The sequence below is a fragment of the Piscibacillus salipiscarius JCM 13188 genome, from assembly GCF_001311865.1.
Classification (GTDB): Bacteria; Bacillota; Bacilli; order Bacillales; family Alkalibacillaceae; genus Piscibacillus; species Piscibacillus salipiscarius.
Map to the genome: position 1 here is coordinate 150,959 of NZ_BBCD01000003.1, position 21,121 is coordinate 172,079.

34 protein-coding genes and 4 pseudogenes are annotated in these 21,121 nt (G+C 36.3%); 11 read left to right on the plus strand and 27 right to left on the minus strand.

Annotated features, from left to right (window positions below; genetic code table 11):
* Positions 1-93 precede the first annotated feature (93 nt).
* From JCM13188_RS17775 to JCM13188_RS03565, 9 genes and pseudogenes are all read right to left on the minus strand, one after another.
* The gene (locus tag JCM13188_RS17775) at positions 94-954 is read right to left on the minus strand and encodes a TRAP transporter large permease subunit (protein ID WP_279401322.1); all 861 of its coding nucleotides are present in this window, start codon (positions 952-954) and stop codon (positions 94-96) included.
* Positions 902-1,309 (minus strand): hypothetical protein, encoded by a 408-nt coding sequence (locus JCM13188_RS17780; protein ID WP_279401323.1) that lies wholly within the window; start codon positions 1,307-1,309, stop codon positions 902-904. Before JCM13188_RS17780 ends, JCM13188_RS17775 begins: the two co-directional genes overlap by 53 nt.
* Positions 1,291-1,685 (minus strand): annotated as a pseudogene (locus JCM13188_RS20320) (TRAP transporter large permease subunit). The gene JCM13188_RS17780 and the pseudogene JCM13188_RS20320 overlap by 19 nt, the downstream one beginning before the upstream one ends.
* Positions 1,686-1,705: 20 nt before the next feature.
* Positions 1,706-2,320, minus strand: coding sequence for a hypothetical protein (locus JCM13188_RS17795; RefSeq protein WP_279401325.1), 615 nt, complete (start codon positions 2,318-2,320; stop codon positions 1,706-1,708).
* Positions 2,321-2,427: 107 nt separating this feature from the next.
* Complete coding sequence (locus JCM13188_RS03550; protein WP_054752176.1) at positions 2,428-2,874, minus strand: DUF1850 domain-containing protein; 447 nt, start codon at positions 2,872-2,874, stop codon at positions 2,428-2,430.
* 44 nt (positions 2,875-2,918) lie between these two features.
* A complete protein-coding gene (locus tag JCM13188_RS03555; RefSeq protein ID WP_369404798.1) occupies positions 2,919-3,818 on the minus strand; it encodes a TAXI family TRAP transporter solute-binding subunit in 900 nt (299 codons plus the stop codon).
* Positions 3,757-3,915 (minus strand): hypothetical protein, encoded by a 159-nt coding sequence (locus JCM13188_RS17800; protein WP_279401326.1) that lies wholly within the window; start codon positions 3,913-3,915, stop codon positions 3,757-3,759. The genes JCM13188_RS03555 and JCM13188_RS17800 overlap by 62 nt, the downstream gene beginning before the upstream one ends.
* A gap of 141 nt (positions 3,916-4,056) precedes the next feature.
* Positions 4,057-4,617 (minus strand): GNAT family N-acetyltransferase, encoded by a 561-nt coding sequence (locus JCM13188_RS03560; RefSeq protein ID WP_054752271.1) that lies wholly within the window; start codon positions 4,615-4,617, stop codon positions 4,057-4,059.
* Positions 4,618-4,725: 108 nt separating this feature from the next.
* Positions 4,726-5,391 (minus strand): class I SAM-dependent methyltransferase, encoded by a 666-nt coding sequence (locus JCM13188_RS03565; protein ID WP_279401327.1) that lies wholly within the window; start codon positions 5,389-5,391, stop codon positions 4,726-4,728.
* A 337-nt stretch (positions 5,392-5,728) separates the two neighbouring features.
* Here JCM13188_RS03565 and abc-f point away from each other — a divergent pair.
* Together abc-f and JCM13188_RS03575 are read left to right on the plus strand one after the other, a co-directional pair.
* A pseudogene (gene abc-f / locus JCM13188_RS03570) lies at positions 5,729-7,289 on the plus strand (ribosomal protection-like ABC-F family protein).
* A gap of 80 nt (positions 7,290-7,369) precedes the next feature.
* Entirely contained in the window at positions 7,370-7,564 is a 195-nt protein-coding gene (locus tag JCM13188_RS03575; protein ID WP_054752178.1) for a hypothetical protein, read from the plus strand.
* Positions 7,565-7,649: 85 nt separating this feature from the next.
* On the opposite strand, the gene JCM13188_RS03580 is transcribed toward JCM13188_RS03575, so the two are convergent.
* The 3 genes from JCM13188_RS03580 to JCM13188_RS03590 form a co-directional block, all read right to left on the minus strand.
* Positions 7,650-8,321 (minus strand): GGDEF domain-containing protein, encoded by a 672-nt coding sequence (locus JCM13188_RS03580; RefSeq protein ID WP_054752180.1) that lies wholly within the window; start codon positions 8,319-8,321, stop codon positions 7,650-7,652.
* Positions 8,297-8,845 (minus strand): 7TM diverse intracellular signaling domain-containing protein, encoded by a 549-nt coding sequence (locus tag JCM13188_RS03585; RefSeq protein ID WP_279401328.1) that lies wholly within the window; start codon positions 8,843-8,845, stop codon positions 8,297-8,299. Before JCM13188_RS03585 ends, JCM13188_RS03580 begins: the two co-directional genes overlap by 25 nt.
* A gap of 82 nt (positions 8,846-8,927) precedes the next feature.
* Positions 8,928-9,449, minus strand: coding sequence for a hypothetical protein (locus tag JCM13188_RS03590; RefSeq protein ID WP_054752183.1), 522 nt, complete (start codon positions 9,447-9,449; stop codon positions 8,928-8,930).
* 170 nt (positions 9,450-9,619) lie between these two features.
* On the opposite strand from JCM13188_RS03590, the gene JCM13188_RS03595 reads away from it, so the two are divergent.
* Entirely contained in the window at positions 9,620-10,219 is a 600-nt protein-coding gene (locus tag JCM13188_RS03595; RefSeq protein WP_279401329.1) for a restriction endonuclease, read from the plus strand.
* A 32-nt stretch (positions 10,220-10,251) separates the two neighbouring features.
* Here the strand turns inward: JCM13188_RS03595 and JCM13188_RS03600 are convergent, their stop codons facing one another.
* The 5 genes and pseudogenes from JCM13188_RS03600 to JCM13188_RS03620 all read right to left on the minus strand — a co-directional run bounded on the left by JCM13188_RS03600 (position 10,252) and on the right by JCM13188_RS03620 (position 13,355).
* Positions 10,252-10,890, minus strand: coding sequence for an SIMPL domain-containing protein (locus JCM13188_RS03600; RefSeq protein ID WP_054752187.1), 639 nt, complete (start codon positions 10,888-10,890; stop codon positions 10,252-10,254).
* Between the two features lie 79 nt (positions 10,891-10,969).
* A complete protein-coding gene (locus JCM13188_RS03605) occupies positions 10,970-11,425 on the minus strand; it encodes a hypothetical protein (protein WP_054752189.1) in 456 nt (151 codons plus the stop codon).
* 4 nt (positions 11,426-11,429) lie between these two features.
* Positions 11,430-11,860: pseudogene (fosB, locus tag JCM13188_RS03610) on the minus strand (metallothiol transferase FosB).
* 38 nt (positions 11,861-11,898) lie between these two features.
* Complete coding sequence (locus tag JCM13188_RS03615; protein WP_054752191.1) at positions 11,899-12,705, minus strand: hypothetical protein; 807 nt, start codon at positions 12,703-12,705, stop codon at positions 11,899-11,901.
* Between the two features lie 227 nt (positions 12,706-12,932).
* A complete protein-coding gene (locus tag JCM13188_RS03620; protein ID WP_054752193.1) occupies positions 12,933-13,355 on the minus strand; it encodes an HIT family protein in 423 nt (140 codons plus the stop codon).
* Positions 13,356-13,519: 164 nt separating this feature from the next.
* Between JCM13188_RS03620 and JCM13188_RS03625 the strand changes: the two genes are divergently transcribed.
* Positions 13,520-14,026, plus strand: coding sequence for a GNAT family N-acetyltransferase (locus tag JCM13188_RS03625; protein ID WP_054752195.1), 507 nt, complete (start codon positions 13,520-13,522; stop codon positions 14,024-14,026).
* Between the two features lie 105 nt (positions 14,027-14,131).
* On the plus strand, positions 14,132-14,644 hold the full coding sequence (locus tag JCM13188_RS03630; RefSeq protein ID WP_054752197.1) for an HD domain-containing protein: 513 nt from the start codon (positions 14,132-14,134) through the stop codon (positions 14,642-14,644).
* Between the two features lie 48 nt (positions 14,645-14,692).
* Here the strand turns inward: JCM13188_RS03630 and JCM13188_RS03635 are convergent.
* The 7 genes and pseudogenes from JCM13188_RS03635 to JCM13188_RS03660 all read right to left on the minus strand — a co-directional run.
* Positions 14,693-15,205 (minus strand): annotated as a pseudogene (locus tag JCM13188_RS03635) (HAD family hydrolase); the annotation flags it as partial.
* 320 nt (positions 15,206-15,525) lie between these two features.
* The gene (locus tag JCM13188_RS17805) at positions 15,526-15,618 is read right to left on the minus strand and encodes a YjcZ family sporulation protein (protein WP_279401330.1); all 93 of its coding nucleotides are present in this window, start codon (positions 15,616-15,618) and stop codon (positions 15,526-15,528) included.
* Between the two features lie 125 nt (positions 15,619-15,743).
* Positions 15,744-16,256 (minus strand): GNAT family N-acetyltransferase, encoded by a 513-nt coding sequence (locus JCM13188_RS03640; protein WP_054752201.1) that lies wholly within the window; start codon positions 16,254-16,256, stop codon positions 15,744-15,746.
* Positions 16,253-16,450 carry a hypothetical protein gene (locus JCM13188_RS03645; protein ID WP_054752204.1) on the minus strand — a complete coding sequence of 66 codons (198 nt, stop codon included), beginning with the start codon at positions 16,448-16,450 and terminating at the stop codon, positions 16,253-16,255. Before JCM13188_RS03645 ends, JCM13188_RS03640 begins: the two co-directional genes overlap by 4 nt.
* Complete coding sequence (locus JCM13188_RS03650) at positions 16,443-16,988, minus strand: AAA family ATPase (protein ID WP_054752206.1); 546 nt, start codon at positions 16,986-16,988, stop codon at positions 16,443-16,445. The genes JCM13188_RS03645 and JCM13188_RS03650 overlap by 8 nt, the downstream gene beginning before the upstream one ends.
* Positions 16,989-17,168: 180 nt before the next feature.
* Entirely contained in the window at positions 17,169-17,420 is a 252-nt protein-coding gene (locus JCM13188_RS03655; RefSeq protein ID WP_054752209.1) for a hypothetical protein, read from the minus strand.
* A gap of 15 nt (positions 17,421-17,435) precedes the next feature.
* A complete protein-coding gene (locus JCM13188_RS03660; RefSeq protein ID WP_054752212.1) occupies positions 17,436-17,735 on the minus strand; it encodes a hypothetical protein in 300 nt (99 codons plus the stop codon).
* A gap of 148 nt (positions 17,736-17,883) precedes the next feature.
* Between JCM13188_RS03660 and JCM13188_RS17810 the strand changes: the two genes are divergently transcribed.
* Genes JCM13188_RS17810 through JCM13188_RS21675 form a run of 4 tightly spaced genes read left to right on the plus strand, consistent with a single transcriptional unit; the run spans position 17,884 to position 19,155 of the window.
* Entirely contained in the window at positions 17,884-18,081 is a 198-nt protein-coding gene (locus JCM13188_RS17810) for a GNAT family N-acetyltransferase (RefSeq protein ID WP_279401354.1), read from the plus strand.
* 31 nt (positions 18,082-18,112) lie between these two features.
* Positions 18,113-18,382, plus strand: a complete 270-nt coding sequence (locus tag JCM13188_RS03665) for a GNAT family N-acetyltransferase (protein WP_369404806.1) — start codon at positions 18,113-18,115, stop codon at positions 18,380-18,382.
* Positions 18,383-18,391: 9 nt separating this feature from the next.
* A complete protein-coding gene (locus JCM13188_RS03670) occupies positions 18,392-18,991 on the plus strand; it encodes a nucleotidyltransferase domain-containing protein (RefSeq protein ID WP_054752213.1) in 600 nt (199 codons plus the stop codon).
* A gap of 32 nt (positions 18,992-19,023) precedes the next feature.
* Complete coding sequence (locus JCM13188_RS21675; protein WP_279401331.1) at positions 19,024-19,155, plus strand: hypothetical protein; 132 nt, start codon at positions 19,024-19,026, stop codon at positions 19,153-19,155.
* A gap of 38 nt (positions 19,156-19,193) precedes the next feature.
* On the opposite strand, the gene JCM13188_RS03675 is transcribed toward JCM13188_RS21675, so the two are convergent.
* The 3 genes from JCM13188_RS03675 to JCM13188_RS03685 are packed head-to-tail and all read right to left on the minus strand — an operon-like array spanning position 19,194 to position 20,106.
* Positions 19,194-19,517, minus strand: a complete 324-nt coding sequence (locus JCM13188_RS03675) for an excalibur calcium-binding domain-containing protein (RefSeq protein ID WP_054752215.1) — start codon at positions 19,515-19,517, stop codon at positions 19,194-19,196.
* Between the two features lie 32 nt (positions 19,518-19,549).
* Positions 19,550-19,789, minus strand: coding sequence for a thermonuclease family protein (locus JCM13188_RS03680; protein ID WP_054752217.1), 240 nt, complete (start codon positions 19,787-19,789; stop codon positions 19,550-19,552).
* Positions 19,790-19,824: 35 nt separating this feature from the next.
* The gene (locus tag JCM13188_RS03685) at positions 19,825-20,106 is read right to left on the minus strand and encodes a hypothetical protein (RefSeq protein ID WP_054752219.1); all 282 of its coding nucleotides are present in this window, start codon (positions 20,104-20,106) and stop codon (positions 19,825-19,827) included.
* 174 nt (positions 20,107-20,280) lie between these two features.
* Here JCM13188_RS03685 and JCM13188_RS03690 point away from each other — a divergent pair, with 174 nt between their 5' ends.
* Together JCM13188_RS03690 and JCM13188_RS03695 are read left to right on the plus strand one after the other, a co-directional pair.
* Positions 20,281-20,505 (plus strand): hypothetical protein, encoded by a 225-nt coding sequence (locus JCM13188_RS03690; RefSeq protein WP_054752221.1) that lies wholly within the window; start codon positions 20,281-20,283, stop codon positions 20,503-20,505.
* A gap of 62 nt (positions 20,506-20,567) precedes the next feature.
* Entirely contained in the window at positions 20,568-21,107 is a 540-nt protein-coding gene (locus JCM13188_RS03695; RefSeq protein WP_054752223.1) for a hypothetical protein, read from the plus strand.
* The last annotated feature ends 14 nt before the right edge of the window (positions 21,108-21,121 follow it).

Consider the following 21,121-nt stretch of genomic DNA (forward strand, 5'->3'; position numbering starts at 1 on the left):
GGGACATTAAATTCCGTTTATGGGACATTCAGGCCAAAATATGAGACGTTCAACACAAAAAATCCTCGAGTCACTACTCGAGGATTTCATATTTTAGCTAGCTTTAGCTGTCGATGTGTGTGTCTGTCTTTTTGATTTAAATAATTGAAACCCAATTAAGCCAGCGAATAATACTAATGCCACAACATCAGTCGCAACGTTATTTTGGATAAACATCACCGCGATCGCAACTGCCACGATTCGCTCAATCCAGTGATAATTAGTAATAAACCAATTCTGAATAAATGAAGCGAATGCGACCATACCAATCATCGCTGTGGCAATGGCCCATATAACTTCTAGCCAGCCAGCATCTGTAATTAATAGAATGGTTGGATTCATCGTAAATACAAATGGTAATAATAAGGCTGCTGAGTCGTATTTAAAGCCTTGAACCCCCGTTCGTACTGGACCAGCCTTCGCAATTCCTGCCGTCGCATAAGCTGGCAAGTTAATCGGAGGTGTATCATCTGCTAACACACCATAATAAAGCACGAATAAGTGTGCAACAATTACTGGTACATCCATGTCAATTAACACTGGCGCAACCACTGCAGCTAATACAACATAAGTAGCCGTCGTCGGTAAACCTAAGCCTAGTAATAAACATGCAAACACTGTCAAAATTAAAGCAAAATACAATTCTGTGTTTGCCGTTTGCATAAATGCTGGTACCATTGCGGCTAAGTCAGATGAAAAACCGACAACGATTCGCGTGAATTTGGTCGATAATCCAGACGTTGTAATGACACCAATGAGAATCCCTGCAGTCGCACAGGCAACAACAATAGATAACGAGTTACGTGCAGCCAGTTCAAATCCTGATAAAATTTGGCGTATGCCATATCTGACAGGTGCTGATTCAACCTTGAATTTTTTCTGACCAAGCGCAAAATAGTGCGACCAATATACCAATCAACACCATTGGCGCTATTTGGTCTTTCCAGCGAATCGTTTCAGAACTAAAGAAACTAGTACCGAATAGATCATTTAAATTATATAGACCTAAATTTAACAGCTTTACAACGTAGTGGAATGTATATGCTATTCCAAGCAAAATTGCTGCAAATACTAATGAACGGCCCATGCTTTCTTTAAAACGATGCGCAAATAATGCTATGACAAGTAAAATCGTAATAGAATAGAAAGCTGAGTTGTTAACTGATACGCGCTCGATCACTAGGAAATATAACAATACAAAAATCGGAATTAATAAGTAGCCTTGCTGCATAAGCAAGCGGCGACCTTTAGCTAATTCACTTCGGTCCATTCCTTTGATCCCATTTTCGATGCTTCAAAGTGTACCATAAATAAAATCCCAATATAACATAAAATAGCTGGAATGAGCGCACTTTGAATAATCTCATAATAAGGGATGCTTGTTAGCTCCACCATAATAAATGCCGCTGCACCCATAATTGGTGGTAAAAACTGTCCACTAGATGAAGCTGCGACTTCAACCCCACCTGCAACATGCGGTTTGAACCCTACTTCTTCATTAGCGGAATGGTAAAAGTACCGGTTGTAACTGCATTTGCAGTGGAACTACCTGAAATACTTCCCATCATACCACTAGCCATAACACTCGCTTTAGCGGGTCCACCTTTGAAACGTCCAAATGCGCGTAATGCTAAATCAATAAACATTTTACCAGCGCCTGTTGATTCTAATAAGGCACCGAATAAATAAAGATAAACACAAACTGTGCAGATGCATAAATAGGTGTTCCAAAAATTCCGTTATTACGGTATGTAATCTCGTAAATAAAACGTTCAAAATCTCCTCGTGAATGATAGAATTGACCTGGCATATATTCGCCTAAGAAGAAATACGCAACAAATATTAAAGCAATAATCACAAGTGGATATCCAACAACTCGGCGCGTTGCTTCAAGGACTAATAGAATTAGAGTTAATCCTATGAAAACCTCATAACCGGTTGGGTCACCTGACATTATTGAAGATGCATCTTGACGCTGAATTATAAAGAGACCAACATATAGTGAAAATGCTGATAAAGCAATGTCATAGATTGGTATCTTCTTTTGCCCTAACTTTCTTTTAATAGGAAAAGCCATGAAAATTAACACTAATGCTAAAGTTAAATGAAAAATTAAGAAGGTTTTAGAACCGATCCCAGGTAAACCAAAGCCAGCGACATACAAGTGAAAAGCTGACATAAATACAGCGACTACTAATAAGGATAAAGCCCAAAAACCGCTTAGTACACGGTCACTTCCTTCTAACTCGCTAATCATTTGCTGTTGTTGTTTGTCATCCATGTCAAACCCCTCTCGTCCATAAAAAATTATTTATGCCATCAAATTAGAATAGCATCTTCAGCTGATCCCACAAGGTGGCATTTTGTATTTCTACTAATATTTGTGTCTCAGAATAAGGAGGTTCTGAAAAATGTTATTGTTTGATCTTTAAATTTAAAAGTATGAGGATAAAGATGAGATGGCTGAAATTTAAGTTCCCCGCCAAATACAGGTCTGTTTAAATTTTTAATGACAAAAAAGCCATCCTTCATTTCAACATCGCCTTTATCTTCATATGGCAACCCAGCGCCAAATGACTTCGTCCAACTTTCCATCGTTAAAATTCTCCAATCACCACTAATTTTAAATTTTTCTATAACTGGAGATTTTTCAACTGAATGAATATAGCGATGCGAAAACCAATCACCACGATCAACTTGTTCTTGCCACAAAATATGACCTGTTTGAAGGTCTTCAATAACTAACTTTTTGCCCGATTGAATGGTAAGTAATAACACAACAGTTGTTACGGCAATAATCGTTATTAACCAATATTTTTTTCTTAAAAAAGGCATTGCTTAGACGCAATGCCTTTTGGTTGTCGTGTTCAGTTGAACGATTACTCTTGCTCATTTAGGTATTTCTCTGCTCCTGGGTGTAAGTCAATTGACATACCGTCTTGAGCCGTTTCAACTGTTAATTCTTTTCCACGTTCGTGTGCTTCCTCGATATCACCTTTGTTTTCGAAAATAGCTTTAACCATTTCATAAACTTGATCTTCAGGAAGATCGTTGCTTGCGATTAACATCGCTTGAACGGCTACAGTAGTAGCTGTGCTGTCAAAGTTTTCATAACTGTCAGCACTAATTTCTTGCTTAGCATAGTAAGGATATTCATCCATTAACTGTTTGATTTTATCTTCATTAATGCTTACTAGACGAATATCAGTTGTAGCACTTAACTCTTGAATGCTTGCAGTCGGTGTACCTGATGTTACAAAGGCAGCATCAATGTTACCATCTTGTAAGTTAGTTGATGCATCACCGAATCCCATATGTTCTGCACTGATATCATCGAATGTAATGTCGTGAGCACCTAGAATTTGCTCAGCATTAGCCTCAGTACCAGAACCAACGTCCCCTACTGCTACACGCTTACCAACTAAATCTTCTACTGTTTCAATACCACTATCAGCAGTTGTTACAATTTGAATGGTTTCAGGATAGATGGTGAATACACCACTATAACCATCCTTTACTTCTTCAAACATTTTAGATCCTTCTTGTGCATAGAAAGCGGTATCATTCTGGACTAAAGCTAAATCCGCTTCACCAGCAGAGATATCATTAATGTTGACAACAGAAGCTCCACTTACAAGCGCGTTAACTGTTACACCATCAACATTATTTGTAACCACATCAGCCATTGCTGTACCTAGCGGGAAGTATGTACCTGCTTCACCACCAGTTAGAAACGTAACGTTTTTCAACCCAGTCACTTCCACCAGATTCTCCGCCACTTTCTCCTTCGCTACCACCTTCACTACCGCCACCACAAGCAGCAAGAAGCATGCCTAGCGATAAAAAGATTACTAGAATTAAACTAAACTTTTTCACAAACATTACCCCCTTAATGTATTTTGTTTGGAAAATTTATCATACCATAATTGTACTCTAAAACAAACGACAATGTCTAGTAACCTTCTAGAAAATGTAAGCATTAACTAGACATAGCTTCAATAGGATTTTCAGACAGATCTAATGACTATTTTGATAGAAAACTAACATATCTTGCCATGCTCCGTTTTCCTTTGTAAACTCTTTCCGTTTACACTCCAACTGATAGCCTACCCTGTGAGCAAGCCTAACCGATGGGGTATTTTCAGGATTTATATGTAATTCAATTCTATGAAACTCAAGATCATTTAGAACTGCTTCTGTAAACGCTTTGACGCATTCTGTCCCGTACCCACGACTCCAATATTGATTGTTAATAGAGTAACCAATCATTCCCCATTGATAATCGTGCCTTAGAATCGTTACTAATTCGACCTTTCCGATTGCTGCCCCATCCAACTTGCGAAATACTCCTAAGATATACATCTCATCATTTTTAGCTTTTTCTTCAAAGCCTGAAATCCACTTAGAAAACCACTTTCGTGTAAACCTCGACATATCTCTTGGTCTTCCTTCATCAAACTTATATTGTGAAGGCTTCCGCCCATTAAACCCTTGCCACCATTGTTCATAATCTGCCTTACAATAAGGTCTTATGATTAAGCGTTTTGTACTAATTTCCCATTTAGTGGGATCCACCATAACCATCACCCATTACGCCCTCATTTTTTCTAGCCTTACAATCCATTACGGCAAAGTTGACTACAATCTCATATTCTGGATTATTGATAACGTCAGCTCTCATCCTGTCTAAACCTTTTTGTAATGTTCATCATGAATTAAAGTAAGTACTGATATATCTCTATTCTCCGCATAAAACAGGTAATCCTTAACCTTTATCTTAAGCATTTGATAATGTGTATTAATTTCTACTTTGAACCCTTTATCCTCCAACATATTAAAGAGATGATTTTGAGTCCAAAACCTCTTTAAATCTTCATTAAATGCTTCAGGAAAATAGTGATAAACCCACCATTCTTTCATGTCATGAATAGAGATATTATGCATCTTAAAAATCCCAAACCGTTTTAATACACGCTCAATTTCATCTAAAGCTTTGTCTTTGTCGCAATAATGATGAAACGCGTAGTTATTCACAATATAATCAAAGGATTCATGATTATAAGGCAGCTCTTCAGCAGAACCTAAACGAAGATCTACTCCACTTACTCTATTTTGAGCTTGATTTAACATATCTATTGATTTGTCTAAACCATGCCAATGAATCGATTCAGTCTGAAGTAAACTCATTTGCTTTTCTAAGTACAAACCTGTTCCACAGGACAAGTCCAAAACATTCAGTTCAGCATTTGTACTAATTAGATTCATTAAATCTTGGTCTACATCTAACTCATCCAGTCTAAATGGATTCTGATCGTATTGTTTAGCCACCTTTGAGAAATCAGTTATTTTCATCAGCGACCCTCCTACCATATTAATTCTGTTCATTACAATTATTCCCTTCAATCTAAAGTAGGAATTTTTAGAATTTAGTTGCGAAATTAATTTTTATTATTTATAATACATATAAATTAATTAGAAAGACGTGAACTGTAGGCCAATGGATTAATCTCTATCTTACTCAATTGGTAAAAGTATGTATGCTTGACCCTCAGCAATTATTTGTTAAGGGTAAGTTCGTCATGCTTTTATCTTTGTGTAGGATAGGGGTCTTTTTATGCTCTCCTATCCTTTAATTCTAGGGGTAGGCTTTTTTATGCCTATCCTATCTAACCAAGATAGGAGTGTTTATATGTTATTTCATTTAAAAGATTTGAATTACGAACTTATGGACCGAACATTATTTCAAATAGATGAGTTATCTATTCAAAAAATGATCGAATTGGCCTTATTGGACACAACGGTTCTGGTAAAACAACTTTATTAAAAATCTTAAAAGGAGAATTGAAGCCTACTGACGGCTCGATTACTCGTTACGGTTCCATAGCATACCTTCCCCAACTAAAGCCTAAACAAGAAACTAAAAGCGGCGGCGAAATTACTCAAGAGTGGATTAAACTTATTTTCTCTTTAAATAAAGATTTACTATTACTTGATGAGCCCACGACTCACTTAGATCAACAAAATATTCAGGAACTAGAAGCTAAACTGAAAGACTCTCGTTACTCTTTTGTCATAGTTTCCCATGACAGAGAGTTTCTAGATCAGTTATGCACCAAGATATGGGAGATTGAAGAAGGGAAAATCAAAGAATACAGGGGAAACTATTCCGATTATGAAGAACAAAAGCAAAAACACCTTCAACATTATGAAAAAGAATATGAAAAGTATATAAATAAGAAAAAACAGCTTGAAAATGCTTTAAAAGCCAAGAAACAAAAGGCAAAACGAGCAACTAATAAACCAAAGAAAGTTTCTAAATCAGAAGCTAAAATAACCGGGGCAAAACCTTATTTTGCGAAGAAACAAAAAAGCTTAATCAAGGTGCGAAAGCAATGCAATCTAGAATCGATCAACTTGACAAGGTAGAAAAATAAAAGAATTACCTCCAATTCAGATGGAATTAGCTGCTGCCATTCCTGCAACAAATAAAACTCTAATAAGTTGCCAACAATTAGATGGTTCAATTGGAGATAAAACACTATGGGACTCTCCAGTAACTTTTAACGTTCATAATGGAGAAAAAAATTGCCTTAATTGGTCCAAATGGGACTGGTAAAACAACATTAATTCATAAACTCTTGAATGACGAACATGTTCAAAGGTCACCTCAATTAAAAGTAGGTTATTTTGCCCAACAACTAGAGCATTTAAATGTAAACCAATCGATATTAGATAGTTGTAAAGAAAGTTCTTCACAAAGTGAAACTTTAATACGTACAGTTCTTGCACGTTTTAGGATTCAGACGTGATTCAGTTCATAAGAAAATTAACATACTAAGTGGCGGAGAGCGTGTTAAAGTAGCTTTAGCCAAAATTTTCGTCAGTGATGTTAATACTCTTATTCTAGATGAACCTACCAATTTCTAGATATTGAGGCCTTAATAGCATTAGAGAATTTACTTAAAGAATATCCCGGAACAATTCTATTCGTCTCACACGACCGGAGACTAGTTGAAAATGTTGCTGAAAAGAGCGTCATCTTTCATAATCAGAAAGTTTATATTCAAGCTGGAACAGAAAAGGACTTTTGGGCATCCCAAGACCAATCAAATACCGATGAACAGCTATTATTGATTGAAACTCGAATTAGCGAAGTTTTAAGTCAATTAAGTATATCTCCCAAAGAAGAACTTGAAGAAGAATTTGAACGGTTACTAAAAATCAAAAACGATCTAAAACAGAATAAGTAGACCCCTACTATAGTCCTGTCATACTTCCATTCATTACTGAATAATGTGTATGGAGGACAACTTCAGAAGGGAGACAGCTTATGGATCAGCGACTATTTTACGGTTTTCTGGCTGCATTTGGATTTATGTTCATACCCGTGCGTACTGATTTATTAGAAGGGTTAGCTAATTTCCTAGACACTTTGCTTTACGTTGTAGGACTAGTTGGCTCAGTGGTGTTTGGTGCGATCTTAGTCTGGAATGCATTTAGAAACTTAAAAAGTGCCACAAAGTAACCTAAATGTCCTCGTTTATTTAATAAACGGGGTCTTTTTTATGGCAGTTCAAAAGCTCGGCATTTAATACCGATCTTAATTAAGTCTAGTAAACGACCACCTGATTTCTTCCTTGATCCTTCGCCTTATATAAAGCTGCATCCGCTTGTTCAAACAACTCATTATCGGTTATATTCGCATTTTCTGAATAACTAATCCCTACACTGATTGTTAACTCCCCTTGTGATACTCCTGGCACTTTTAGCTTCAACACCCTTTCTCTTAAATTATTGGCGGATTGTTCAATTGCCTGTAACGTTTCACCTCGGCAAATAGCAACAAACTCCTCACCGCCATAACGAGCAACAAAGTGGCTGTGTTCAGAGAAATGCTGGTTCAGTAATTCGGCGAATATTTTTAGACAAGCATCACCCATTTGATGTCCGTACTGATCATTAATTTTTTTGAATAAGTCTAGATCAATTAACATGAGCGATATCGATTCGTTATTTTGTTTTGCTTCAGCCAAATCTTTTTCTAACACATTCGCAAAAGAGCGCCTGTTTGGAATATGTGTGAGTTCATCAAGGTAGGAAATCTTCTTTAAGAAACGATTCTTCTCAACCAATTCTTTTTGGGATTGTTTAAGCTCAGCCGTTCTTGCATGAACCTTCTCCTCTAACTGAGTATTTAAAGCTTTTAGCTCATTTGAAGACTGTTTGTATTGCTCAACAGTTCTTCCATGCTGAATGGCTAATATGACGGTCTGAATGAACAAGTAGAATAAAACCCGATTGATAAGATTGGTTCAGTTGCAATCCATTCATTGTAATAAAAGACATCGTTGGCAGCTGTCATTAGTAAAACGAACAAACCGATAATATTAATAAATGAGTATGCTTCATTAGCTCGATAAGCCTGCCAAACCACTTTAAAAATATAAACAAATCCAACCACTAACGTTAATTGGAAAAGCAATAAATAATGAGTGTATACGTAGCTTGGCGTCAGCAATATAACAAAAGAAACTGCCAACACACCTATAAAATATATACGAGTAAACGTCGTATTCGCTTGCTTTGGATACATGAATGAAATTACATACGAAAACAATGGTAACAACCATATGAAGGATAAATACTCTAATTTCATAGACCATTCCCAAGAAAAATTGGGAAAGAAATAAAAGATTAATTTGTCACCTTCCAAAAGCAACCGAACAATTACAATGAGCACAAGCAGTGAGAAAAATAGATGATATCGTTCTTTCCGCTGAATTAAATATGAGAAGATATAATACAAAATAAAATTATTAAACTACCACAAACAATTAAGGCTAAACTTCGGTCAAGCATGAAGGACCTTGAAATTTCATCATGCTTCCCTATAATATTTCTTGTGATAAACCACCCGTACGTAAATAATGGTTGGATACTTGAATGGTCAAGGTAACCATTCGTTCATTTGATGTGAAATCCAGCATATGAGCGCGTTTAGCTGGAATGGTTGATGCACGGTCTAAGTCAACCTTACCTTCTTCCACCATCAATTCATCATTAATCCAAACTTTATAAGCGTGGCCTAAATTCGGTATGTATAGTGACAATAACTCTCCGACAAGATCTGGAGGGAGATTAAAATCAGTTTGATACGTGCCAAAATCATATTCTTTTGTAGAATGAGGGACATCTATTAATCGAACATCAAATCCGCCAAAAACCGATGCTTGGGGACCTACTAGTTGGTTAGGGTAATACATCCATTGGCCATTTAGTGGAACCATATCTTCTGTTGAGAGAGCACTGGTTAAATTAAACTGACCACCAAAGCCTCGCACCTCATCATCTTCACTCATGACAGACCAAAACCAACCAAATAAACTAAAATTGCTGGTATAACAAGCCACTTAGCCTGCTTCATTTAAGCACACCCTTTAACTGTCTGTTTATAGTACTATTTTACCATAATTACAAAATATTCTTAACAGAAATCAAATACCCTCATTTTATTACAATTAACAATTTTTTAAAAGTATATTCCCATTTTTTCTGACCACATTGTTATTGAGGTGATCAAATGTTAATGTTAGTTGTCTTACAATTAGTACTCATCGGTGTTTTAATGTGGTTTTTAAGAAAAGAACAAAAAGATAAGGATGCTAATGCGGCACGAAAAATTGAACAAAGTGAAGAAATAAAGAAAACCATAGCGATGGGCTTAGCTTATCGATTTAATTATCCCAGGTCGCGAAATGAAGATGACGAAATTGTATTTGAAGGCGGCACGGATTTATTTTTAAAACAAACCCCTTTAGAATTTGAAGACTTTGTCGCGCGGATTTTGAAAAAACACCTTGGCGGTAACATTTACACGACTCCCGAAAGTGATGATCATGGCATTGATTTTGAACATTATTTAGAAGGTGAGTTATATTTGGGGCAAGTTAATGTTTTTAAAGATAATATAGGAGCAGGCCCTATTGCCGTGCTTCACTCAAACATGATTAAAAGCGGCGCAAAAGGAGGCTATGTGATTACAACCAGTGGATTTACGGATTCCGCTCGAGAATACGCAAGTGAATTAGATATTGAGCTTATTGATGGAACGACCTTAGTTAACTACTGGCTTGATACGATGGATTCACATGTTTACGAAACAGATGGAGAATTAGCTTAATTAAAAACTCACCATAAGTATGGTGAGTCAAATTACATATAGTGAAATTTAGCTTCAATTCTAGCTTTTATATCCATTTGACCAGGCTCAATCGGCGTTCCTCCACCAGATTCAGCTAATGCAAACGTTTGATAAGTAATCGGTGAATCACTTGATAACTCCACAACTTTAACAGGAACTAAATCAAGATCTGTATTCATAGCTTCTGCCAACGTTTCCGCTTTCCCCACTGCATCCTCTAATGCACGTGTTAATGCTAATTGATAAAAGACTTCTGGGTGACTAACAGAGAACTGAATATCTATTACTCGATTTGCCCCAGCCTCCACTGCTGAATCAATTACTTGGCCAACACTGCCTATTTCATCAATCGTTACACTTAGCATATGTGAAACTTGGTAACCTCTGAATTGCTGCACACCTTCAACATAGTCATATAGTGGCTGAATGGAATAGTCGACTGTTTGAATTTCTTCTCTTGGAATTCCTTCATTCATCAGAGCTTGAATAACCTGATTGATAAAATCAGCATTTTGGCGCTGAGCGACTGACAAATTCTCATCCTCAGTCACAACTCCAAGAACCACTTGTGCAACGTTCGGCTCTGTTGTAACAACCCCTTCTCCCATTACAGCTAGTATACGTTCGTCATGTCTTTCCTGTTCTACCATAATAATGGACCACCTAACTTTATAAAAGTTCTTTCATACTATTTCATGCCAAATTAGTTAGGTGTGTGACGATTTTACTTTAAGACAACGTCTGTTGAATTCGATCAAGTTCTTGAGCGATAATAATGATTTGCAATAGATTAACAACAAATCCCGAATAAAATATTGATTTCCACCATTTTTTCTCCTTCACCTTTACTTCATAGAACATTAGAATCGCAGACATTGTAATGACAAAGAATGCTAGAAAATATTTTAGCTTCAAACCATTTATCGTTTTTGCCACATAATTCGCAACTCTAGGATTAGGTTCATCTTTAAAGTCTTTAGTAATTATTTCATCTGTTTGTCCTAGCCAATTATACTTAATAACTGTCAATTCATAATGCTCCTTAGATATTACATCATAGCCATTTGGCATAAATGAATAATTGTAAACTAGTACATAACATAAGCCCAAAAGGCCAATTGTAATTAGAAAAAAAGATATAACTGTTTTTAATTTCGGTTTCCATTCAACTGTCTTTGCATTCAAAATATCACTCCGAATCATCAAAAAATTCCATATGCTGTTTTTCATTCCTGTAATACTCTAATCGATCATTTAAATCCCCTGTGTGGAACTCAAACTTATGACCATCGAGATCAGTAAAATATATAGACTTTTTATCTTTTGGATCTCGAGCACGACCCATCAGTATATTGACACCTAGATCTTCTAATCTTTTATTGCCTCTTCAAAACCTTCGTCTTCTATAGAAAAAGCTATATGCGTATACGAATGATCAATCTCTTTTCGCGGAATATCTTTTTCTTCATTGAGAGCGATCCACATGCCATTTAAATCAAAATAAGCCGTTGTTCTCCCCTTAACTAACAACTTAGCCCCAAATACGTTTTCGTAAAATGTAATTGATTTTTCTAAATTTGATACGGAAAATAATAAATGGTTTAGACCTTTGATGTTCAAGAAAATCACCTCATAAAAAACGTCCTCTATTGTGACGTTTAAAATTCTGATTGTTCTAGTACTATTGAATTCTCTTCACCAGTACGTGAATTAATGGCACATTTAAAATCGCCATAGTCGAGGATTAGATATTCTTCCCCTTCAAATATCTGCGTTTTAACCAGTTCACCTTCCAGCCGCTTAAACGTTTCAAAATGTACAAAAGCGTGTTTTAAGTCGTCTGCTGTTAAGTCTAATGTCTCTGTTACCGTTTCTGAATTGTATCCAGCAAACTTCCAGGCATCATCTTCATTAACATAAGAAACATCAAACCTCATGGTCTCTAAATAACCTTCATCCCCTAATTGAATATAACTTAACGTAAACTGATCTTCAGTAAATTCTTTTAAATAAAAACGAGTGTTCATTCCACTGGGATGAAGCGCTTCATACATATGGTTATTCAAAAAGAACTCTTCGAAATAAGTGACAGCCCACTTGTCAAGAAATGATTTTGCAATATATGGCTTTAAAGCATCCTTGGTTGTTGATACCCCCTCTGTATAAGCATCTGTTTTTGGCTTAACTCCGAACCATTCTGAGTGATTCATCTGTAGTTCTTGCATCGTTTTCATCATATTTACTAAGTTGTTGTTAACAATCGTTTTGGCTTCGCTAAGGCCAATCACAGGGCTTACAGCAGGGTCACTTGGTGATTTTTCTATTTCACCGATTACTTTCTCTTCGCTCACTTGCCTTGGCTTTTCAGATTCATAGTCTATTTCAGGTTCAGTGTGATTTGGTTCTATTGGCTCTTCTGAAACATCTACCTGCTCCTGACAGCCCATTAAAACCACGGTTATCATGAATAAACATAAGAACCTTACTGAACCACCCCCATAAGAACCACCGATTATTTGACCTTATTCTACTTGAAAGTTTTTCTATAAGTCTATGTTTTTACAGTTTATCCAAAAACCGACTAAGGTCATATAAATATCCCTCAAATATACCTATCTATTAAGACGTTAATTTATAAAAGAAATTTTCAATTAATACCTTTAGGTTTAGTTAACTATAAATACGTATTCCATCACTTACGCTTATTTTCTGCTGCTTTTAGAAGATATCTAATGCCCTTTCCAGCCAGTGCCTCATTTTTGTAGCGGGGTAATACATGTAAATGTGCATGGAAGATCGACTGTCCGCCAACTTCACCGCAGTTCCAACCGATATTGTATCCGTCAGGCAGATAGTTGTCATCCAAATATTGTTTGACTTCCTGTAATAATTCAAAAGTCGATTGCCATTCCTCTTCTGTTAAATCAAAAACAGTTTCCCGATGATTCTTAGGAACAACCACACCTGCCCCTTCAAGTGTAACTCCATGTTGCCGAAAGTAGTCTAGTTGTAGAAAGTAGCAATGATCATTGCTTAAAACGATTTTCTGTCTTGGATCTAATTCTGTATAGCAAAACACACATTGACTAACTATTTCCACCCATGCCACGTCCATTCATTTGTAATAAATTTGTTTTCAACTGACTTCTATCCCGAACCAAAAATATTAAACTCTTACTACACTTCGAGATTACTTTTACTAGTTCCTTTTAAAGACTAAAGATTTTGTAATTTTATGTTATTATAACCATAAATTATAAATGGAAATGAAGTGATCACATGTCATTAACCATTCAAAAGCCAGAACTCAATCACGCTGAAGCTATTAGCGAGATTTGTTCGAAAGGCTGGCTTCAAACCGTTAAGTATTTATCAAATGAAGACTTCAAACAAGATAACATTGACTATTGGTATAACATAGACAAGATTCAGAGTGATATTAAGAGTGGTGCTTACACACATGTTGCGATGATAGACTCTAAGGTTGTTGGTGTCATAGGCGGTGGTATGACCGGTGTTAACACTAGCGAAATATTCGTTTTTTACATGAATCCTGACTTTCGTTACCAGGGAATCGGTAAGAAATTACTTCAAGCTTTAACCTCTGAACAAGTCAATCAAGGTGCTATTGAGCAGTGGGTATCCGTTCAGGATCGTAATCCATATGGGATTCCCTTCTATGAATCTCGTGGTTTTGTTCCGAGAAATAGAAAAGTAGTTTATACAGAAGGAGACGACCAGTTAGTTTCAATTCGCTATTGGAGGAGCCTCAAATCGTTTGTTTAGTTTAGGTTAAAAACGGTTAATTAACACATAAGCAAAATTTACTTGCAATGTACTCAGAAGTAGTGTTAATATATCGATAATTTAACCTAAAAAGGAGGACAAGACATGAAACGCGTAACGTTAGAAGACATCTATGTTCATCCAATAGTTCAAAAGTATGTTCGCCGTTCAGGAATGGCTCATGCGATTTCGGTCGCTCATAAAGCCTACGAATTAGCGACCAAGTATAACGTTAATCCTGAACTTGCAGTTAAAGCTGGATTTTTACATGACATCGGTCACTACACTTGGTATAACAAGGGCGAATGGGATTATGAACAATACAAAGCCTGTGATATTCATCCTATTAAAGGAGCCGAACGTGCTCATAAACTTCTCGTTCGCCTTGGTGAAGATAAACAAGCTGCTAAAGAAATCGCTCACGCCATATTATTTCACACAGAATCTGCATTACCATCAGGTGATTTTAACCGTTCGCCATTACAAGAAGTCGTCCACCTAGCTGATGAGCTAGATAAACAACCGAATGATGCCCATCACTATGAGCAGATTAATCATCAAGAAGAGTTGAAACAGATCAGACAGTTAGATGATCAGTTAAGTCATACAAACGTTTAACAGGCTCATAATAAAAGCATCTGCCCATATGAACAGATGCTTTACATATTAACTTCCAAATACAGGCCAGCCTTTTTGTTGCGCAAGCTTTTCCATATCTTCATCTGGGTTAACGACAAACGGATAATCAACCATGTCCAATAATGGCCCATCACTCTCACTGTCTGCATAAGCCCATAAAGTCACGTCATCAACTGTTAACCCTCGATTTTTAAGCCACTCTTGAACCTTTTCAGCTTTCTTATCTCCATTTACGATATCGCCCATTTTTCCAATAGCGATATTATTCTCATCATAAAACAGCTCAGACCCTATTATATCAGCATCTTCTAAACCAACCGCTTCTCTAAAAGCTGTCAAAAAGGGGTTCAAGGCACCAGAAAGAATCACAACCTTGTCCCCATTTTCAATATGCTGTTTAACCTTTTCAACTAAAGGACGGTTGACTCTTTCTAGATCTCCATTCGCTAATGCGTAGAAAAAGCCTTCTAGTTCCGACTTCGACTTTCCTTTAAACGATTTAACAAACGAACGAAAGAACATATGCTTTGCAGGTTCCTTACCGCTTGTTACAAGCTTCCCTAATGCTTTAAGCGTTCCAAAACCTACAACTGCCCACTGCTTTGCTCCATACTGTTTTTCGCGACATCAAACATCACTTTAAACGAATTACCTTGATACAACGTGCCATCGAAATCAACTGTAATGACTCTCACATGAACACCTCTACATTGGTTAATTTGTTTCCATTTTAGCATAAATTGGGAATGATGCACTTATTATTATTCACTAAGTCAAATCATTTAAGTAGTTGTCCCACTTATAGAAGAAAGAAGAGCCCCTTATTGGAGCCCTTCTGATGGGGTAGTTATGATGCTAGCTTAGCAATAAAAAGATGCACCAACGATAATTAGAAGGATAAACAATACAACAATTAACACAAAGCTGTCATTGTAACCATAACCTTTGTTCATTCTGAGGCACCTCCCTAATTGATTTCTATTCCATGTTATGTCTAAAAGTCAATTTTGGTTGGGCAGGAATAGGAAGGTGCACAATTTTTGTATATATGTCTAAATTAATTGGGTGTCTCTACTGATCAGGAGTTAACTAAACTATCAAGGTCACTCCAACCATATACGAGTTCCTTCAGTTTTTTACCACTAATTTCTAATTCTTCATTGTCTATATAACCTGCTCCCATTAATTCGTAAAAATGCTTTGATGGGTTATCTTCTAACACGAGGACTAGCATGGATGTATAACCTTGATCAACTAGATTCTTGGCTACAGATAAGACCAACTTCTCCCCTATTCCTTGACCTTGATACTCTTTTAATATGTAAATAGCATATAATTCACTGCCATAGTCTGGGTAATTCCCACTACGTTCCTTGCCACCGTTCGCAAATCCAACAACTTTACCATCAACTTCAGCCACGTATACACCACCATGTGGAATAGCCTGACGCCACATGTTCTCACGCTCTTGATAAGAAAGGTTATTTAAATATTCATCTGGGACAATTCCTGTATAGGTTGTTCTCCAAGTATCCACGTGAACCTTGGCCATTCCTTTAGCATCATCTTCAGTAGCTTTCCTAATCGTCATGTCCTGTCACTTCCTTTATTATCTTCGTCTTCAAGAGATTCTTCAAATGGAGATATTATTTCTCCCTCTTTAATACCGTGTTTTTCTCTTAGATATTTACCAACTAATGAGTTGTTAATTCCATTTCTTACAGCAGCTTGAATGACTAGATAAAGGATAAATAAACTCACTAAAAAGAGAATAATTTCAGCCAATCTTTACCCCCCAAATTTTCGACTTTATGTATTCTACTATTTTATCAATACTTTGGTTACCCTCTACTATTATATCGGAGTCCGGTTTTATCGTGTTTAGCATTTGGGTATAACCTTTACGCCCATTAGCCAAATAATGCTTCATACTATTTAAGATTTCATCCGTGCTCTCATTTGAAGAATCTCGAACTATTCTCCTGGCCAAAGCTACATCTAAAGGGGTATCAATAAATATCGCGCAATCTATTAATCTAGCTATTTGTTCATTTTGATAAGCGAATGGGTAATCTAAAATAATATAATCATACGACTGATCTAATGAACTTTGAATATCTGTGTGTAGCGGAGATAAATCCCATTCATTATAATTTGCACCTTGTTCTACCCATTTAACAATATCTTCAGGGCCTTCAACATCATAGGTATCAAAATAAAATGTTTTAGCATTATGTAATTGTTGAACCAACGCCTTAGTCACCGTGGTTTTACCACTACCCGACACACCTGAAATGGCTATAACCTTACTATTTGCGCTCATGATCTACTCCTTTATTACTTAGACTCACGTTTGTTTTTAATAAATTCTTTAAGCTCATCCTTGGAAGGGTATTCAACTATTTTAGAATAGAATGCCTCCATAAAACTAACTAAAAGAGAGTTAATATAAAATCCACCTTAAATTCATTAAGATGGATTCAACGGTGTAATACGTGATTAACTAACTCCCCGCTTCTTTTGCCTTCTTTTTCCCAAACGCAAAGGCTAATAGAAAAACTGTTGCAACAAGCATTCCTAACCCGACCTCATATAATGTTTCAAGTGAGAGTAGTAATCCAATTATGACTGTGCTTGTCCCATAAATTAAGGAAATGATGACTGAGCGCTTTTGATTTTCATTCAGGATGGTAGACATCTTGTAGATGATGAGGTTTAAGATGAAACCTAAGACGAGCGGGATTAAACTTTCCATTAACGTTCCTCCTGACTAGTCCAAATACTCTCTTTTTAATAAACGTATTAAGTAAGGGGCACGGTTTAGAACAAAGAGGCTGACTTTTTTATCTCTTGTTTTATAAGCGGTATTAATATGTATGAGCTGTTTATTTAGTAATTCGTGAAGCTTTTCTAAATCCCCTGTATAGAGAGTGACATTTTCTTTGTTTGTATCTTTGATAAGCTCCCAAAGTAAATGTTTATCTTCCGATTTTAATTGAGTCATACTTTGATAGACATGACGTTCATCTTCTGGGATACGACTCAAAATTCCTCGTTCCTTTTCACTCATTTTATCACTCGCTTATACATCATCCATTTTCTCCCTAATAACTTTATTCTAACCGAAACAAAGTAAAACCAAAAGGAATAATAAGCATGAAACGAAATTGTGATAGAATTTGAGTATAATCACCAGAGTTAGGAGATTTAACGTGAACATGATTGAAACTAAACGTCTATATTTAAGAGAATTGAGCATAGAAGATCTAGATGATCTATCAGAAATATTAATGGATTCTGAAACCATGCAATATTACCCACAACCTTTTTCAAAAGAAAAAGTTAAAGGCTGGATTCAATGGAATATGGAGTCTTACCATCATCACGGACACGGGTTGTGGGGGGGTTGCACTTAAGAATAGTGATCAATTAGTCGGTGACTGTGGCATTACCATGCAGGAAATCGACGGTGAAACAGTACCTGAAATTGGTTATCACATTCATAAGGACTACTGGAATAAAGGTTATGCTTCAGAAGCAGCTCTGGCATGTAAACAATATGCATTTAATAAACTAGGCTATGATAGAGTTTATTCTTATACAACCTTAAATAATGTTCCGTCACAAAAAGTCGCTGAAAAAATCGGTATGGAAACATATAAAGTCTTCGAGAAAAATGGTGAACAACAAATCGCTCAAGTAGCATATAAGAAATAGGAGTTTGCTATGACATATAATTGGAGCACTTGTCCAAAAGATATAAGAGAATGGGTATTTTCATTGAATCAAGAAATGAATAACATTGTCCCTAACATAGTAGGTATTTATTTACACGGGTCGATAGCGATGGGAGGATTTGAACCAAACAGAAGTGATATAGATTTAATTGTCATTACAAAAGACGTTTTATCAATAGAACACCAAAGAGAACTGGCTGAATTATTCTTAAACAGATCAAATTCACCGTTTCCCATTGAAATAAGTTTTTTAAATTCATACCAAGTAAATGAATGGACTCATCCATGTCCATTTGACTTTCATTATAGTGAATATTGGCGGGAGAAATATGAGCAAGATCTAAAAAATAACACTCAAGATTTCCTAAATAACGATCCCAAAACAGATGCTGATTTAGCCGCTCATATAACCATATTAAATCATAGAGGCATTTGTTTAGAAGGTAAGCCAATTAGTGAAGTTTTCCCTCAAGTTCCTAAAGCTGATTATATTTCCTCTATTATGTTAGATTACCATGATTGTTTGAATCAAATTTTAGTTGAACCTGATTATTGTGTGCCCAATTTGATTAGAGTTATTGGTATCTGAAAGAAGGGAAAATTTCTTCAAAGCAAGAAGCTATGAACTGGGGAATAAAAGCATTCCCAAAAAGATATGCACAAACTATTAATCATATTGATAAGCAATTAAACGATAAGGATCTTATTAGTTTTAGAGATTTTATAACTGGTCTAGTCAATCAATTAAGATAATAAAAACCTTGAGCTCATAATTTGGCTCAAGGTTTTACCTATCCTTCACAAGCTACACCGTCACCATCACCATCTAGTCGATGATTCCCATATCCTTGTTGGATTGATTTATTCATAAATTCAGTAGCCTCTTCTGCTGAGTTAAAATCACCACAATCATGATCTTCACTCATATGAGAATAGTGATCATGACCTGAATTATCGGTAGACGACTCTTCATCAGTACTGTCATTGGACGATGTTTCGTTTTCTTCATAGTGATATCCATGGTCATGGTCGGCATGTGCATATCCTTCAATTGACCAGACCCCGATATCTTTCTCCTGTGCTGTCGCTTGTGCTTCGTGGAACTCATCTAGCATGGTTAAGTCATTATACAGATAAGCCGTTCGAGCTAGACCATTTTAAGAAGCTTCTCTTGAATGGTTTCTCCATTTATGAAAACGTACGCAAGTAACCGGTCATATTTATCATACTTCTCAACACCAGGGACGATTCGCACTTCTTCTCCGCTCAGTTTATCCTTCACAAATTCAGAAGCTTCAGGCCCAAAAGGTTCAACGGGTTTAGAAGGGTGCTTAGTCTCAGGCGTATCAACGAGTAATAACCTGACATCCTCCTTTTGACCGTTCATCTGAACTTCTAGTGTATCACCATCAACTACTCTTGTTACTGTAGCTGAATCTCCTTTTGTTGATTTTTAGAATTCGATTCTTGCTCGGCTTTCTGACTTTTCTCTTGATTCTGATCCTCTTCTTGAACTTCAGTTTCTTCCTGCTTAGATTCTTGATTGTCTTCCTTTGTTTCTTGATCTTCTTCTATTGCTGTCTCATCAGTTTCTTCTTGAGACGAGCTAGTATCTTCAGCTTCTGGTTCAGTCGATTCTGGACTGCAAGCTGTAATCAACACCATTAACAATATGGGTAAGAACCATTTTTTATTAACAAACATCTATATATCCCCCAAAATTTATGTAATAAAATAAAAAACATATTAGCTCATATTCTCTATGAAACTAATATGTCATTCCTTAGTATAACATGCGTCATAATCTAGCTTAAGCATGCATATTTTACCATTTTAGTCACATAAACTATAAATACTAAATGACAAAGGAGCTGAGCTATGTTTGGTCATCATCCTGTCTGGGTGAACATTGATCTGCCGACTAAACGATATGTGTTACACAGAGAGTGCACCTACACAAATCGAATTTGCGAGACTCCTTACAAAGGTGTTGGGAGACTTAAGAGAGATGGAGGTTGGATTCGCTTTCGAAATGCAGAGATTGCTATGAAGCGGTTAAAAGAAGAATACGATCAATTTGAGTGCTCTATTCATTGTAAGTAACACCACCTTCAGATAGGTGGTGTTTTTATTTGGTATAATATGGTTTAAAGGGAGGTGCTCAATTGCTATCGAAGTACAAAGAAATTTTTATCTATGCGAATAAAATTTTAGCTAATGACCAGGAAATTGGCAGATTTCGCAAGCGAAAAGGAAGTCCGCATTACATACAAAACGTTTTATACCATTTAGCCAATTACCCAACTGGAGTTGCGGTTGACTTAGAAATTGTAAATCATGATGAAGAGATTATAGGATATATTCGTAAACCATCTGGAATCCGGCCAAAAAATTTCCACATATTCAATGAAGACAAAGAGCATCTCGGTGATGTTCAGACTGGCTGGACCTACAAAAATATTAACTTTATGAACACAAAAGGCGAGCTAATTCTAAAAATGACTGGAGCATCTAGTGGAATTGATTTTGTCGTTGAAGATTTAGAGAAGGACCTTCAATATTCAATACGGAAACGCTCTTTAGTTGTTTATGGTGATGAGCCCAATGTAGGGGGTGAAGGATTTTACATAACCATACCTGATGACCCGGTTCGCACCCTCATGTTAATCGGATTATGTTACTGCCAAATTTACCAAATGAAATAAATGCATAGGGACGA

What these genes read in the sequence shown, in the direction of transcription:
- JCM13188_RS17780 (WP_279401323.1), bottom strand. Translation starts at nt 1,309, where the DNA reads ATGGACCGAAGTGAATTAGCTAAAGGTCGCCGCTTGCTTATGCAGCAA.
- JCM13188_RS17795 (WP_279401325.1), bottom strand. Translation starts at nt 2,320, where the DNA reads ATGGATGACAAACAACAACAGCAAATGATTAGCGAGTTAGAAGGAAGT.
- JCM13188_RS03550 (WP_054752176.1), bottom strand. Translation starts at nt 2,874, where the DNA reads ATGCCTTTTTTAAGAAAAAAATATTGGTTAATAACGATTATTGCCGTA.
- JCM13188_RS03560 (WP_054752271.1), bottom strand. Translation starts at nt 4,617, where the DNA reads ATGGTGGATCCCACTAAATGGGAAATTAGTACAAAACGCTTAATCATA.
- JCM13188_RS03565 (WP_279401327.1), bottom strand. Translation starts at nt 5,391, where the DNA reads ATGAAAATAACTGATTTCTCAAAGGTGGCTAAACAATACGATCAGAAT.
- JCM13188_RS03575 (WP_054752178.1), top strand. Translation starts at nt 7,370, where the DNA reads ATGGATCAGCGACTATTTTACGGTTTTCTGGCTGCATTTGGATTTATG.
- JCM13188_RS03595 (WP_279401329.1), top strand. Translation starts at nt 9,620, where the DNA reads ATGTTAATGTTAGTTGTCTTACAATTAGTACTCATCGGTGTTTTAATG.
- JCM13188_RS03600 (WP_054752187.1), bottom strand. Translation starts at nt 10,890, where the DNA reads ATGGTAGAACAGGAAAGACATGACGAACGTATACTAGCTGTAATGGGA.
- JCM13188_RS03615 (WP_054752191.1), bottom strand. Translation starts at nt 12,705, where the DNA reads ATGATAACCGTGGTTTTAATGGGCTGTCAGGAGCAGGTAGATGTTTCA.
- JCM13188_RS03620 (WP_054752193.1), bottom strand. Translation starts at nt 13,355, where the DNA reads ATGGACGTGGCATGGGTGGAAATAGTTAGTCAATGTGTGTTTTGCTAT.
- JCM13188_RS03625 (WP_054752195.1), top strand. Translation starts at nt 13,520, where the DNA reads ATGTCATTAACCATTCAAAAGCCAGAACTCAATCACGCTGAAGCTATT.
- JCM13188_RS03630 (WP_054752197.1), top strand. Translation starts at nt 14,132, where the DNA reads ATGAAACGCGTAACGTTAGAAGACATCTATGTTCATCCAATAGTTCAA.
- JCM13188_RS17805 (WP_279401330.1), bottom strand. Translation starts at nt 15,618, where the DNA reads ATGAACAAAGGTTATGGTTACAATGACAGCTTTGTGTTAATTGTTGTA.
- JCM13188_RS03640 (WP_054752201.1), bottom strand. Translation starts at nt 16,256, where the DNA reads ATGACGATTAGGAAAGCTACTGAAGATGATGCTAAAGGAATGGCCAAG.
- JCM13188_RS03650 (WP_054752206.1), bottom strand. Translation starts at nt 16,988, where the DNA reads ATGAGCGCAAATAGTAAGGTTATAGCCATTTCAGGTGTGTCGGGTAGT.
- JCM13188_RS03655 (WP_054752209.1), bottom strand. Translation starts at nt 17,420, where the DNA reads ATGGAAAGTTTAATCCCGCTCGTCTTAGGTTTCATCTTAAACCTCATC.
- JCM13188_RS03660 (WP_054752212.1), bottom strand. Translation starts at nt 17,735, where the DNA reads ATGAGTGAAAAGGAACGAGGAATTTTGAGTCGTATCCCAGAAGATGAA.
- JCM13188_RS17810 (WP_279401354.1), top strand. Translation starts at nt 17,884, where the DNA reads ATGATTGAAACTAAACGTCTATATTTAAGAGAATTGAGCATAGAAGAT.
- JCM13188_RS03670 (WP_054752213.1), top strand. Translation starts at nt 18,392, where the DNA reads ATGACATATAATTGGAGCACTTGTCCAAAAGATATAAGAGAATGGGTA.
- JCM13188_RS21675 (WP_279401331.1), top strand. Translation starts at nt 19,024, where the DNA reads ATGAACTGGGGAATAAAAGCATTCCCAAAAAGATATGCACAAACTATT.
- JCM13188_RS03675 (WP_054752215.1), bottom strand. Translation starts at nt 19,517, where the DNA reads ATGCTAGATGAGTTCCACGAAGCACAAGCGACAGCACAGGAGAAAGAT.
- JCM13188_RS03680 (WP_054752217.1), bottom strand. Translation starts at nt 19,789, where the DNA reads ATGAACGGTCAAAAGGAGGATGTCAGGTTATTACTCGTTGATACGCCT.
- JCM13188_RS03685 (WP_054752219.1), bottom strand. Translation starts at nt 20,106, where the DNA reads ATGTTTGTTAATAAAAAATGGTTCTTACCCATATTGTTAATGGTGTTG.
- JCM13188_RS03690 (WP_054752221.1), top strand. Translation starts at nt 20,281, where the DNA reads ATGTTTGGTCATCATCCTGTCTGGGTGAACATTGATCTGCCGACTAAA.